Source organism: Variovorax sp. (assembly GCF_035634955.1).
Classification (GTDB): Bacteria; Pseudomonadota; Gammaproteobacteria; order Burkholderiales; family Burkholderiaceae_C; genus Variovorax.
On record NZ_DASQBZ010000016.1, the window covers coordinates 176,726 to 189,284 of the forward strand.

At 69.9% G+C, this 12,559-nt stretch carries 11 protein-coding genes; 2 read left to right on the forward strand and 9 right to left on the reverse strand.

Features of this window, described 5'->3' with window-relative positions; all coding sequences use genetic code 11:
• Positions 1 to 9: 9 nt before the first annotated feature.
• The 8 genes from VES41_RS08375 to VES41_RS08410 all read right to left on the reverse strand — a co-directional run bounded on the left by VES41_RS08375 (position 10) and on the right by VES41_RS08410 (position 10,201).
• A complete protein-coding gene (locus tag VES41_RS08375; protein WP_324815434.1) occupies positions 10 to 246 on the reverse strand; it encodes a hypothetical protein in 237 nt (78 codons plus the stop codon).
• Entirely contained in the window at positions 246 to 947 is a 702-nt protein-coding gene (locus VES41_RS08380) for a glycosyltransferase (protein WP_324815437.1), read from the reverse strand. The genes VES41_RS08375 and VES41_RS08380 overlap by 1 nt, the downstream gene beginning before the upstream one ends.
• Positions 948 to 1,106: 159 nt before the next feature.
• Positions 1,107 to 5,225, reverse strand: coding sequence for a translocation/assembly module TamB domain-containing protein (locus VES41_RS08385; protein ID WP_324815440.1), 4,119 nt, complete (start codon positions 5,223 to 5,225; stop codon positions 1,107 to 1,109).
• Positions 5,226 to 5,241: 16 nt separating this feature from the next.
• Positions 5,242 to 7,158 carry an autotransporter assembly complex protein TamA gene (locus VES41_RS08390; RefSeq protein WP_324815444.1) on the reverse strand — a complete coding sequence of 639 codons (1,917 nt, stop codon included), beginning with the start codon at positions 7,156 to 7,158 and terminating at the stop codon, positions 5,242 to 5,244.
• A 72-nt stretch (positions 7,159 to 7,230) separates the two neighbouring features.
• The gene (locus VES41_RS08395) at positions 7,231 to 8,418 is read right to left on the reverse strand and encodes a vWA domain-containing protein (protein WP_324815446.1); all 1,188 of its coding nucleotides are present in this window, start codon (positions 8,416 to 8,418) and stop codon (positions 7,231 to 7,233) included.
• Between the two features lie 29 nt (positions 8,419 to 8,447).
• Positions 8,448 to 9,062, reverse strand: coding sequence for a GNAT family protein (locus VES41_RS08400; RefSeq protein WP_324815448.1), 615 nt, complete (start codon positions 9,060 to 9,062; stop codon positions 8,448 to 8,450).
• Between the two features lie 25 nt (positions 9,063 to 9,087).
• Positions 9,088 to 9,348 (reverse strand): hypothetical protein, encoded by a 261-nt coding sequence (locus tag VES41_RS08405; RefSeq protein ID WP_324815450.1) that lies wholly within the window; start codon positions 9,346 to 9,348, stop codon positions 9,088 to 9,090.
• A gap of 10 nt (positions 9,349 to 9,358) precedes the next feature.
• Positions 9,359 to 10,201 carry a MoxR family ATPase gene (locus VES41_RS08410; RefSeq protein WP_324815452.1) on the reverse strand — a complete coding sequence of 281 codons (843 nt, stop codon included), beginning with the start codon at positions 10,199 to 10,201 and terminating at the stop codon, positions 9,359 to 9,361.
• 159 nt (positions 10,202 to 10,360) lie between these two features.
• Here VES41_RS08410 and VES41_RS08415 point away from each other — a divergent pair, with 159 nt between their 5' ends.
• Together VES41_RS08415 and VES41_RS08420 are read left to right on the forward strand one after the other, a co-directional pair.
• A complete protein-coding gene (locus VES41_RS08415; RefSeq protein WP_324815454.1) occupies positions 10,361 to 11,047 on the forward strand; it encodes a c-type cytochrome in 687 nt (228 codons plus the stop codon).
• A 109-nt stretch (positions 11,048 to 11,156) separates the two neighbouring features.
• The gene (locus VES41_RS08420) at positions 11,157 to 11,606 is read left to right on the forward strand and encodes a DUF4189 domain-containing protein (RefSeq protein WP_324815457.1); all 450 of its coding nucleotides are present in this window, start codon (positions 11,157 to 11,159) and stop codon (positions 11,604 to 11,606) included.
• A 30-nt stretch (positions 11,607 to 11,636) separates the two neighbouring features.
• Here the strand turns inward: VES41_RS08420 and VES41_RS08425 are convergent, their stop codons facing one another.
• The gene (locus VES41_RS08425) at positions 11,637 to 12,557 is read right to left on the reverse strand and encodes a DUF1932 domain-containing protein (protein ID WP_324815460.1); all 921 of its coding nucleotides are present in this window, start codon (positions 12,555 to 12,557) and stop codon (positions 11,637 to 11,639) included.
• Positions 12,558 to 12,559 lie beyond the last annotated feature (2 nt).

A 12,559-nucleotide genomic window follows, 5' to 3' on the forward strand; every position in this document is an offset into this window, starting at 1 on the left:
CGATCGGCCTCAGGTCTCGGTGTTGCGCAGGCCGCGCACGTTGAGCAGTGCCAGGCCGATCTGCAGGGCGATCAATGCCCAGGCGCCGGTGTGCAGGCCCCAGCCGATCCACAGCACGTTGCTGAGCAGGAAGATCCAGAAGCCGACATTGCGCCGTGGGCGGGTCTTCGCGCCCACGAGCCACGCGGCGGCCAGCGAAGCGACGAAGGCCGGCCATTGCAGCAGGCCGAGCCAGGGCGCCTCCATCACGCGCCTCTGGCATGCGCGCCGGCATCGCGCTCCGCCGCCGCGGCCGGGCCTTCGCGCAGCGCATCGGCGAATCCGCCGGTGACGCGGCCGTGCCGGCGGGCGCTGGTGAAAACGCGCGGACGGGCGCTCCACGCCACGCGCGTACCGCTGCTCTGCAGTGCCTGCACCAGGGCCACGTCCTCGCTGCACGCCAGGGGCTTGAAACCGCCCGCGCGGGCATACGCATGGGCCGAGACGCCGAGGTTGGCGCCATGGATGTGGCCATGCCCCTCGCGTGCGCGATAGGTGGACAGGAAATGCGCCTTCACCTTCGCTGCGTGCGCGCCATGCGCCGACCAGTCGTCCACCGAGACGCATCCGCAGACGGCGTGCGCGTCCTGCGCCAACTGGTGAACCAGCCAGTCGGGATCGGCGCGCGAATCGGCATCCGTGAAGGCCAGCCAGCGTGCGCCCAGGCCGAGCAGTTCGCGGGCGGCGGCAGCGCGTGCGTGCCCGACGTTGCGCGCCGACAGTTCGATCGTCCGCGCGCCGGCCGCCACGGCCTCGGCGCCCGTGGCGTCGCGGCAGGCGTCGAGCGCCACGATGATCTCGAACGACTCGCCGGCGAGTCCGGCGTGCCGGGCCGCCTGCCGGGCGGCCGCCACGGCATGGCCGATGCTTCGTTCTTCGTTGTGGGCAGGAATGGCGATACCGAGCATGTTGACCCTTCGCGGCGATTGCGTGGCGCCCCGGCGCGTCTGTCGGGGCAGAGGTCATGCTAGGCAGCCGCTCCGGGGCAAGGGTCGGCGCGCATCGGCGCCGTACGTAGGCGGCACGGCCGCATCACCGCAGGTGTGCCGCCGTGCGCGGCACGCCGTTCAGTCGTACTTGATCGTGTAGATCAGGTCGGCGCCGTATTGCTGGCCGGCCTCGCCGCGCAGCGTCAGGCGCTGGGTCAGGTCGTAGAAGAGATACAGCGTGCCCATCGTGCTGGCCAGGCTGCGCTCGTAGGTGACGTAGAAGTCCTTGCTCAGCCGCTTGCCCAGCGTGACGGAGGATTCGGCCACTTCGCCGTTCTCGCCCGGCCCCTTGAAGCCGATCTCGTCGAGGCCGAGGTTCTGCGCGATGCCGCCGCTGCCGGCGCCGCCGGCGCCCAGCGTGCCGAGCAACGCGAGCGCGGCCTGCTGCATCAGGACCGCTTCGCCGCCGTTGGAGGCGGAGGCGCGGCCGAGCATGATCCATGAGAGCGTCTCGGCGTCCGGCAACGGCGGCTCGGAATAGAGGTTCACACGCGGCGAACTGGCGGTGCCGGTCACGCGCACGCCGGCGCGCTGGTCGATGTTGGGCCGCAGCGCCACGATGTCCAGCTGCGGGTTGTCCGCCCGCCCATTGAAGCGTGCAAGGCCGGTCTCGACGTCCAGTTGCTGGCCATAGGCCCGGTAGATGCCGGCCACCGTCCGGACTTCGCCGGTCACGCTGGGCAGGCCCGCCAGGCTGTCTGCGCGGATGTTCAGTTCGCCCTCCAGCCGCGTGGTAATGCCGTGGCCCTGCACCGCGAAGTCCTTGCCCAGGTCGAGGACGATCAGGATGTCCGGTGCCTTGGCGGTCTGCGCCTGCCGGATCGCGGCCTTCTCCTTGCGTTCGTCGCGGTCGGCTTCGCGGGCTGCGGCCTCGGCGGCGGCCTTGTCGCGCGCGGCCGAATGGATCTTGACGTCGCCCCCCAGCTGGGGCGCGGTGGAGGCGGGCAGGATGATGACGCCGCGGTCGGTGGTGAGCTTGCTGCGCAGCGTGAGCTTGCCTTGCGCCAGCCCCGCCTGCATGTCTCCGGACAGGGTGACCTGCCGGTCCGCGCGCACCAGGACGCGCAGGTGCTGGATCTCCCCGCGCATGTCCATGGTGATGCCGCTGCTGCTGCCGCCGCCGGCCGCGGCGCCCCAGCCGGCGCTGCCCGACAGGCGCAGGCTGCCGCCGTCCGCTGCTTCCTGCTCGCGCCCGGTGCTCAGGTTGCCGCTGCGCCCGGGGATGCGCACCGTGCTTCCGGGGCCGCCGCGCAGGCTGAATTCTTCCAGGACCAGGCGTTGACCCTCGAGCCTGGCGCGCAGCTTGCCGCCGCGCAGGTCGAGCCCTTCCACCGCCGCGCGCAAGGACAGGTCGTCGCCGGACAGCGTGCCGGTCCAGCGCGGATCGTCGCGGCGGCCCGACAGCGTCATGGCGGCCTCGAGCGTCCCCCCCACGCGCCACCCGGGCGGCGCCAGGATGGACCACACGCCCAGCTTGGGCATGCTGGCGTCCACCTGGCCAGCCAGGGGCGCGTCGGCCGGCCAGGCCCAGCCGTCCGCGCCGCGTGCGAGCCGGGTCGACGCCTCGGCCTTGATCACCCCGGCACGTTCGCTGTCCCAGACCAGGCTGGCGCGCAACTGCTCGCCTTCGGCCTCGATGTCCAGCTGCGCCTTGCGCAGGCCGGCGGGGATGCTGCCGGTGTCGCCCGGGCCGCTGTTCGCCACGTCGGTCTCGATCTCGGACGGCGTGCCGGTTCCGGTGCTGTGAACGCGTCGGACCATGGCCGCCTCGCCGGCCTGGACCCGGATGTCGCCGCTCGCGCGCGAGACCTGCACCTTGGCGCGCAGGCGATCGCCGGCGTCGATGTCCCAGTTGCCGTCGAACACCACGTCGCCGCCGACGCCGAGCTCCTGCAGCGAACCCGAGCCCAATGCCCGTGCCCACCCCAGCGGCAGGCCGCGCAACTGCCCGGTCGACTGGATGCGCAACGCACGGCGTCCGGTCGGGCCCTTGCTCGCGAGGCGGGTGGCCTCCCAGCTCAGCCGGACGCTGCCGGGCAGCGGACCGGTGACCTGGGCGCGGCTGCCCTCGACGTCCACCTGCAGCGAATCCTTCTGGCTGCGCACTGTGGCGGACAGTGACTGCTGCAACTGCACGATCCATGGCCGGTCCTTGAGGCGCGAATCGGGCTGCAGCCTGGCCTGGAGCGTCGCCAGGCTCGCCTGCCACTGGCCGGCGCCGCGCACCCCGCCGCCGCCTTGCAGCGACAGGGACAGCCGCCGGGGGCCGGCATTGGCGTCGCCCGTCAGCGAAAGCTTTGCGTCCGCCAGGCTGCCCGACAGGTCGGCGCGCAGGTCGCGTACTTCCCAGGCGTCGGCCGCTGGTGGCGCGCTGCCGCGCGTGCCCAGGCGCGGCACTTCGAGGTGCGCGCGCAGCGTGGGCTCGGCGCCGCGCGGCTCGGCCGGCTTGTCGGGTGCCGACAGGCGCTGCTGGAGCGTCTGCCAGCCGCCGGTCCAGCTTGCGTCGAGCCTGGCGTTGCCTTGCAGCGCCAGGCCGCCGAAGGCCTTGGACAGACCCGGCAGCGACTCGATCCAGCGCTGCAGTGCGGCGGTGTCGTCCAGCTGCGCCTTGAGCTCGCCCTGGCCCTTGGTGGGTGCCATGTCCGCCTTGACATCCGCCTGCAGGCCGGGCAGCCGAAGCGTGAGCTGCCCGTCGCCGGACTGCGCCTTCGGCGTCGCGCGGCCCTTTCCCTCGAGCAGCACGCCGGCGGCTTCTGCGCGCAGTTGGCCGAGCGTGAGCACTTCGTCCTGCCACAGGCCTTGCGCTACCAGCCGGCGCAGCTGCAGGCCGGCCATGAGGTCGTCCTTGCGCGCCTTGGCACCCGCGCCGCCCTTGGCCCGCAGGTCGGCGGAGAAGTCGATGCGTCCACCGCTTGCCTGCTGCACCTTCACGTTGCCGTCGATGGGCGCGCCGGCCAGCTGCGTGTGCAGATCGCCCGGGGCCAGCTGATCGACCGACAGGTTTGCCTCCCAGGGGTCGGTGCCCGGACGCCAGTTGCCGCTGGCGTCGATGCGGCCCTTGCCGCGACGCAGGACGACCTGCGGCAGCAGCCACTGCTGGCCGTCGTAGCGCACCTGTGCCTGCAACTGGTCGAGCGGCAGGCGGGCCTTGTCCCAGGGGCCGGGCTGCCCGTTGCGCAGATCGACGCTGCCTTGCCAGCCTTGCGGCCCGGCGGCTGCATCCGGACCCAGGTGCACCTCCCCGCTGAGGTCGGTGACAGGTGCTTGCGGCAGCAGGCGCGCCAGGTCGAAGTGGGCGAGGACGATGTCGGCCTCGACCAGCGGCTGCTTCTGCCAGGGCGCGACCTGCGCGCGGGCATCGGCACGCATGGGCTGGTCCGGCGCCTGCTCGACCGGCGCCACGTTCGCCTGCACGTCCAGTCGGGCCTGCGCGCCAGCCAGCGTGCCCTTGGCGGTGGCCGCCGCCAGCACGTCCAGGCTGCGCTCGTCGCCCATCGGGGCGCGCACGCGGGCGTCGATATGCGCGTCCAGCGCCATCGGGGCGGCGCCCTGGAGCTTCACGTCGGCGACGTAGTGGCCGTCGGCAAGATCGACGCCGTCGACCTTCAGCCGGTGTTCGCCCCCCTGATAGCGGTAGCTGCCCGCCAGGCCGGTGGCCACCAGCTCGGGCGGACCGGCCCACCGCAGCAGGTCGACCTTGAAGGGCAGTTCGATGTCGATCGGCAGTGCCAGTTGCTGCAGCGGCTCGACCGGCGTGTCGTCCACAGGGCGGGGGCCGATCGGCGCGATATCCACCTGTGCGATGCTGACCTCGCCGACCTGCACCTTGCGCTGCAGCAGTGCGGGAAGGCTCCAGCCGAGCGTGGCGTCGCGCACCTCAACCGACAGCGTCCGGCTTTGCCAGCGCAGCCGCCCGATGTGGCCGCCCTTGCGCAGCGATCCGCTCACGCCCTCGGATTCGAGCGTCATGCCCTCGGGCATGTGACGCGCCGCTTGCGCCAAAGTCTGGGCCAGCGACTGGCCGCTGCCCATCCAGATCCACGCGCCCCCGGCCAGCACGGCCACCAGCAGCAGCAGGGCCATGAAGCTCCAGACCGCGCCGCGCAGCCAGCCGCGGGTGCGCCGGACGCGTGGGGAAGGTGCGGGCGGACGATCGTCCGGCGTGGGTCCGTCGGCGGGCGTGAGGTCGTCCGTCATGCGTGCGTGAGGTCCATCAGAAGGTGAAGCCGAATCGCAGATGCAACCGCACGTCCTTCACGTCGACGCCGTAGGCCAGGTCGGCCTGCACCGGGCCCACCGGGCTGCGCCAGCGCACGCCGAAGCCGGCGCCGACCTTGGGTTCGATGTTGCCGGGCCGATCGGCGACGCCACCCGCATCGATGAAAGCCACGCCCTCGAAGTCGGTGAGCTTGTCGTCGTGCACGATGGGCTGCTGCCATTCGATGCTGGCCACCGCGAGATAGCGCCCGGCCTGGATCTGGCCGTTGTCCGTCTCGACGCCGATCTGCCGGTAGCTGTAGCCGCGCACGGTGGTGTCGCCGCCGGTGAGGAACAGCTGCGTCTGCGGGATCTGCGCCTCGTCCTTGGCCGTGACGGCGCCGCCCTCTGCGCGCAGCGCCAGGCGTGGTCGCCGCGCGGCACGCGCATCGCCCTCGGCCGAGCCGATCGGGAACACGCCCAGCCAGCGGCCATAGGCGCGCACGAAAGGCAGGCGCTCGCCCAGCAGCGTATAGCCGGCGCCCAGCTCCACCGCCAGCCCGTTGCCACGGCTGGGAAAGGTGGCGTTGTCGAAGTAGCGGCCGGTCCAGCCCCAGTTGAAGCTGACCGCGCTGGCCGAAGGCGGCGGCTCGACGCCCTTGCTGACCGAATAGTCGTATTGCAGGAACAGGCTGCGGTCGATGTGGTCGCTGGTCTTGGCGCGGCCGCTGCGCACGCGGGCGCTGTCGACGGTGTAGGTGCCGGCGTTCTTGTCGCGCTTGAGTTCGGCCAGGTCGAACCAGCGCCAGCCGGTGTCGTCGGGCAGGGCATTCCATTCGGTGTTGACCAGCTGCGTGTTCTTGTCGAACGAGAACTTCGAGACCGCGCGCCAGCCGAGCAGCGGCATCTTGTTGTGGATGTGGTCCACCGATACGCGTGGCCCGCTGTCGGAAGTGAAGCCCAGCCCGAGCACCACCTTCTGCAGCGGTGCTTCGCGCACCTGCGCCGTGACGGGCGCGGCGTCGGGGTCGACGCCTTCGGCGGTGTCCATCGTGAGGAAGACCGAATCGTAGTAGCCGCTGCTGGCCAGGCGAAGTTGCGCGTCGAGCAGCTTCTGCTCGTCGTAGTCCTCGCCGGTCGGCAACCGCGCGATGCGGCGCGCCGCGTCGCTGTCGTAGCGGTCGGCGCCGTTGATCTTCAATGCGCCGAAGCGGTAGGCCGGGCCGGAGTCGTAGCTCGCCTGCAGGCGGGCCTTGGCGTTGTCGGCATCGATGTCGGCCTGGCTTTTGGCCAGCTTCGCGGTCGGGTAGCGCTTGGCGGCCAGGCGGCGCAGCCCGGCGTTCTTGGCGCCGTCCCAGTTGCTCTGGGTGAAGGTCTGTCCCGGCGGCAGCCGCCAGGTGTTGCGAACGGCGTCGCGCTGCGCCTTGTCCTTCGGGTCCTGCGCGACCGGCCCCTGGAAATCGATGGTCACGCGGTCGACCTTGGTCAGCGGGCCGGGGTCGACGTCGATGAGGATGCGCCGCGGCGCCTTGGGGTCGTCGGGCGTGTCCTTGAGTTCGAGGGTGAGTGTCGGCCCGAAGTAGCCGAGCGTGCCCAGCAGCTCGCGCGCATTGGCCTCGGCCGCCACCATCAGGCGCGAGACTTCGGTCGCCTCCAGTTCGCTGAGCTGGCGATAGCGTTGCAGGTCGAGGTTGCGCTCGAGGAACTTGCTGACGTCCGCGTTGGGCGACTTGACTTCGAGCGTGAAGGCGTCGCGGCCGTCGGTCCGCCTGCCGCCGCCGCTGGCGACGGGCGCGGCTTCGCCGCTTGCAGCGCTGCCGCTCTCAGCCTTGGGCGTGAGCAGGCCGCAGCCGGACAGGAGCGCGACGCAGAAGAGCAGACAAACGAAAAACGCCGGCCTTGCGACCGGCGCGCTGGCGAAAACCCGAGGCATCGGTGCATTCTGGCATCGGCTTCGGCAGAGCTCGCGGGAAACCCCTGGGTGCCTTACGTTTTGCGGCAATTCCTAACGGGTCAGCAGGCGCATCGCACCTTCCAGGCCGTTCAGCGTCAGCGGAAACATTCGGTGCGACATCAGCTGCTGGATGACCGAGATGCTCTGGCGGTACTGCCACACGCCTTGCGGCTCCGGGTTGATCCATGCGAACTTCGGAAAGGCATGCGTGAGGCGTTGCAGCCACTCGGCACCGGGTTCCTCGTTGTTGTATTCCACGCTGCCGCCGGGCTGGAGGATCTCGTACGGGCTCATGGTCGCGTCGCCGACGAAGACCAGCTTGTAGTCCTTGTTGTACTTGCGGATGATGTCCCAGGTGGGGAACTTTTCCGAGAAGCGCCGGCGGTTGTTCTTCCACATGAAGTCGTAGACGCAGTTGTGGAAGTAGTAGAACTCCAGGTGCTTGAACTCGGTCTTTACCGCCGAGAACAGCTCTTCGACGCGGTGCACGTGCTCGTCCATGGTGCCGCCCACGTCCATGAGCAGCAGCACCTTGACGTTGTTGTGCCGCTCCGGCCGCATGCGGATGTCGAGCCATCCGGCGTTGGCCGCGGTCGAGCGGATGGTGCCGTCCAGGTCGAGCTCGTCCTCGTGGCCCTCGCGTGCGAAGCGGCGCAGCCGGCGCAGGGCCACCTTGATGTTGCGCGTGCCCAGTTCCTGCGTGTCGTCGTAGTCCTTGTAGGCGCGCTGCTCCCACACCTTCACGGCACTCTTGTTCTTGCCCGCGCCGCCGATGCGGATGCCCTGCGGGTTGTAGCCGCCGTGGCCGAACGGCGAGGTCCCGCCGGTGCCGATCCACTTGTTGCCGCCCTCGTGCCGCTCCTTCTGCTCCTCGAAGCGCTTCTTGAGCGTCTCCATGAGCTCGTCCCAGCCCATCTTCTCGATCTTGGCCCTTTCCTCGGGCGAGAACTCGCGCTCGAGGGTCTTGCGCAGCCAGTCGAGCGGCACTTCCTTGGTGAAGTCGGCGATCTGCTCGATGCCCTTGAAGTAGGCGGCGAAGGCGCGATCGAACTTGTCGTAGTGCTTCTCGTCCTTGACCAGCGCGGTGCGCGAGAGGAAATAGAAGTCGTCGAGGCTGTGCGCGTCCTCGGAGTTCGGGCCCACCACGTCGGCCTGCAGGGCCTCGAGCAGCGTGAGGTATTCCTTGACCGACACCGGCAGCTTGGCCGCGCGCAGGGAATAGAAGAAATCGATCAGCATGGGTCAGCTCCCGGGCGGGCGTTGCGCCGTCAGCTCCTGGCAGCCGGGCGCGGCTTGTCCAGCAGATACAGCAATTGCGCCTTGACCTCCGGCCATTCTCCGGCGCGCAGGCTGTACATGACGGTGTCTCGGATGGTGCCGTCGCGGCGCAGTGCATGGCCGCGGATCACGCCGTCCTTCTTCGCACCCAGGCGCTCGATGGCAGCCTGCGATGCGAAGTTGAAGTTGTCGGTGCGCCAGCCGACCACGTGGCAGCCCAGCGCGTCGAAGGCATGCGCGAGCATGAGCAGCTTGCAGGTGGTGTTGACGTGCGTGCGCTGCGCGCGCCTGGCGTACCAGGTGTAGCCGATCTCCACGCGCTTCACGGCCGGCAGGATGTCGTGGAAGCTCGTGCTGCCCAGGACGGCGCCGGAGGCCTCGTCGGTCACGGCGAAGGCGAAGCGGCTGCCTGCCTCGCGCATTGCCAGCGCCTGTTCGATGTAGGCGCGCGTCTCCTGCGGCTCGGGGACCGAGGTCACGCGCAGGTTCCACAGCTCGCCGTCGGCCGCGGCTTCGCGCAGGCCTGCCTCGTGTTCCAGCGACAGCGGTACCAGTCGCACGCCGCGGTCGGCCAACTGCACCGGTTCGACGAATGTCTTGCTCATCTCTGTTCTTGCTCCTGCCTCGGGATCAGGGACGGGGCGCGCCGTAGCGGCGGGCATACCACAGGCGTGCCGCCTGCACGCCCCCGCCACCGCCCAGGCCGATCAGCGCAATGCCCGCCATCGCCGGGCCGGTATAGCCGGTGCCGGGCTCGAACGCGTCGAAGCCGAACAGCAGGCCGGCGTAGCGGCCGAGCAGGGCGCCCAGGAAGAAGCCAAGCGCCTGCGACAGCCCCTGCACCAGCAGGCGGCCGGTCGAGGGCGTGGGGTCGGCGGACGGTCCGGGCATCGCGCTGGCGTCAGCGGTTGTGACGCTGCATGAAGACGAGCTTCTCGAACAGCGTCACGTCCTGTTCGTTCTTGAGCAGCGCGCCCACCAGCGGCGGCACGGCAACCTTGTCGTCCTTGCTCTGCAGGGCCTCGAGCGGGATGTCCTCGGCCACCAGCAGCTTGAGCCAGTCGAGCAACTCGGAGGTGGAGGGCTTCTTCTTGAGGCCAGGCAGGTTGCGCACGTCGTAGAAGGTCTTCATCGCCGCCGCGAGCAGCTCCTTCTTGAGGTCGGGGAAGTGCACGTCGACGATGCTCTTCATCGTCTCGGCGTCAGGGAACTTGATGTAGTGGAAGAAGCAGCGGCGCAGGAATGCGTCGGGCAGTTCCTTCTCGTTGTTCGAGGTGATGAACACCACCGGACGATGCTTGGCGCGGATGAGTTCGTGCGTCTCGTAGCAGTAGAACTCCATGCGGTCGAGTTCGCGCAGCAGGTCGTTCGGAAATTCGATGTCGGCCTTGTCGATCTCGTCGATCAGCAGCGCCACCGGCTCGTCGGCCATGAAGGCCTGCCACAGCACGCCCTTGACGATGTAGTTCTGGATGTCCTTGACCCGCGCGTCGCCCAGCTGCGAGTCGCGCAGGCGATTCACGGCGTCGTATTCGTACAGGCCCTGCTGCGCCTTGGTGGTGGACTTGATGTGCCATTGCAGCAGCGGCAGGCCGAGCGCGGAGGAGACCTCCTCGGCCAGCATCGTCTTGCCGGTGCCGGGCTCGCCCTTGACCAGCAGCGGCCGCTTGAGCGTGATGGCCGCATTCACGGCCAGCATGAGGTCCTGTGTGGCGACGTAGTTGTCTGTACCCTTGAATTTCATGAAAGGCAGTCCGTGGACATGTGTGGAGCGGAAAACAACACGTGGGGCAAAAGGGGCGTGACCCCGGGCAAAGCCCGACGGGGCGTGGGATATGCCCCCCATATAATCGCCCGCTGTTTGTCGGGAAACCTGTTATCTCCACGAGATTGTGCTCGCAAAATGAACAAGTTGTTGTCCACGATGTTTGTCCTCGCTGTCGCTTTTGCGACCGCGCAGACCGCCCAGGCCCAGCAGGTGTCGGGCAGCGTTGAAAACGGTGCCAAGAAGACCGCCATGTGCGTGGGGTGCCACGGCATCATCGGCTACCAGGCGAGCTTCCCGGAGATCCACAAGGTCCCCAAGATCGCCGGACAAAGCGCCAGCTACATCGTGTCGGCACTCACCGCGTACAAGACCGGCGACCGCAAGCATCCGACCATGCACGCGATTGCCGATTCGCTCAGCGAGCAGGACATGGCCGACCTCGGTGCCTACTACGCGCAGCTGGGCATGAAGGAAGGCCAGACGGTGCCGGCGACGGCGCAGGTGCCCGAGTCGGTGCAGGCCCTGGTCTCGCGCGACAAGGACAACTCCTGCACCAAGTGCCACGGTGCCAACTTCAACACCCCCAACGACGGCACCGTCCCCAAGCTGGCCGGCCAGCACGCCGACTACCTGGCGGTGGCGCTGCGTGCCTACCAGGTCGGCGGCGGCGGGCACGGCTACGTGGGCCGCTCCAATGCCGTGATGGGCGGCCAGGCCAAGCAGTTCGACAGCGCCGAGATCAAGGCGCTGGCCAGCTTCATCAGCACGCTGCCGGGCGACGTCAAGACCGTGCCGGAGTCGCGCTTCCACCGCGTCGACTGACTCCCGCCCGTCATCCCGCCCTCCGCGATCCCGCGCCGACATGGCGACGGACGATCCGGAGGGCGATGCATTTGTGGGCCGTTCGCGCCGCGACGGGAACCCACGCGCCATGGCGCAGTCCGATGCGATCATGATGAACGACGCGCCCATGACCTTCGCTGCCCACCTGCTTTCCTGCACGCTGGCGTTGCTTGCCGTGGCGGCGCCGCCGTCCGCGGCAGCCGCGACCGCGCCGGCCTGGGGCGCCATTGCCGCCACCCGCGACGGCTTCGGCTATGCCTACTCGCATTCGACGCGCGGCGCCGCCGAGACGGCCGCGCGGGAACAGTGCGAGCAGGCCGTGGCCAAGTCACGCCCGGGCAGCGCGCGGGGTACCTGCGAGGTGCGGACCGCGTTCGACCACAGTTGCGGCGCCATGGCCGTCGGCAACTTCGGCGAATGGGGAATCGCGACCGCCGCGACCGAAACGGCGGCCCGGCAGGCGGCCGTGCAGCAGTGCAACACCCACCTGCCAACCGAGCCGTGCAAGGTCACGGTGGGCTTCTGCTCGTTGAAATGAAATAGCGGGCGGCCGTCGCCGGCCGGCCGGTCAGCCTGGTTCGTCCGCCGCGTCGCGTCCGTCCGCCTGGCCTGGCAATCGGTCGGCATAGGCCTGCCAGGGCGCGTCGCGCGGCAGGTCGGCGAACACGCCCGAGGCCGCCAGCGCGGCGATCCAGGCCTGCTTGTCCGCCGTGGCCGAGGCCATGAACGGCTCGAAGCCGGCTTCGCGCACCGTGCGCGCGGCCTCGCGCATTTCCTCGGCGCGGCGCTTGCCGTGCTGGACCACGCGGCTGAAGAAGTAGGCGCCCTGGCGCTCCCAGTCGATCTGCGGAAAGGTCTCGGCCAGCGTGGGCAGCACATGCGCCTCGACGCCGTAGCGGCGCGCGGTGGCATAGCTTTCGATCACCAGCGCCTCCAGGCCCTTGATCATGATGCTGCGGCTCATCTTGATGGCCGAGGCGACGCCGAGCCGGTCGCTCACGGCGCGGGCATCCATGCCCCATCCGGCCAGGGTGTCGGCCAGCGCAGCCGCATGGGCGCCCCCGAGCAGCATCGGCACGCGAATGCCGTAGGGCGGCACCGAGGTCATCACGCCGGCTTCCACGTAGTCGGCGCCGGCTGCCTCCAGCGCGGCGGCGGCGCGCTGCTTGGTGCCGGGCGAAGCCGAGTTCAGGTCCAGAAAGCGCGTGCCCGGGCGCACGTGGCGGGCCGCCTCCTCGGCCACCGCCAGCGTGCTGGACGCGGTGACGGCCGAGATCAGGAGGTCGCAGGCCGCGCATAGCGCCTGCATGCCGCCTGTCGCGATGAGGCCGTCCGCCTCGGCCGCGGCGCGCGCGGCCGTGCCGGCCGCGGGGTCTGCGAAGCGCAGGTCCCATGCGTGGACGGCCGCCACGCCGTCCTGGCCCCGCAGGCCGCGTCCGAAGATGCCGCCGACTTCGCCGTGGCCGATGATGCCCAGTGTGATCGTCATGC

Excerpts from the sequence above, each read along its gene's own strand:
- VES41_RS08390 (WP_324815444.1), bottom strand. The coding sequence starts at position 7,158 with ATGCCTCGGGTTTTCGCCAGCGCGCCGGTCGCAAGGCCGGCGTTTTTC.
- VES41_RS08375 (WP_324815434.1), bottom strand. The coding sequence starts at position 246 with ATGGAGGCGCCCTGGCTCGGCCTGCTGCAATGGCCGGCCTTCGTCGCT.
- VES41_RS08385 (WP_324815440.1), bottom strand. The coding sequence starts at position 5,225 with ATGACGGACGACCTCACGCCCGCCGACGGACCCACGCCGGACGATCGT.
- VES41_RS08420 (WP_324815457.1), top strand. The coding sequence starts at position 11,157 with ATGGCGCAGTCCGATGCGATCATGATGAACGACGCGCCCATGACCTTC.
- VES41_RS08415 (WP_324815454.1), top strand. The coding sequence starts at position 10,361 with ATGAACAAGTTGTTGTCCACGATGTTTGTCCTCGCTGTCGCTTTTGCG.
- VES41_RS08395 (WP_324815446.1), bottom strand. The coding sequence starts at position 8,418 with ATGCTGATCGATTTCTTCTATTCCCTGCGCGCGGCCAAGCTGCCGGTG.
- VES41_RS08405 (WP_324815450.1), bottom strand. The coding sequence starts at position 9,348 with ATGCCCGGACCGTCCGCCGACCCCACGCCCTCGACCGGCCGCCTGCTG.
- VES41_RS08400 (WP_324815448.1), bottom strand. The coding sequence starts at position 9,062 with ATGAGCAAGACATTCGTCGAACCGGTGCAGTTGGCCGACCGCGGCGTG.
- VES41_RS08410 (WP_324815452.1), bottom strand. The coding sequence starts at position 10,201 with ATGAAATTCAAGGGTACAGACAACTACGTCGCCACACAGGACCTCATG.
- VES41_RS08425 (WP_324815460.1), bottom strand. The coding sequence starts at position 12,557 with ATGACGATCACACTGGGCATCATCGGCCACGGCGAAGTCGGCGGCATC.
- VES41_RS08380 (WP_324815437.1), bottom strand. The coding sequence starts at position 947 with ATGCTCGGTATCGCCATTCCTGCCCACAACGAAGAACGAAGCATCGGC.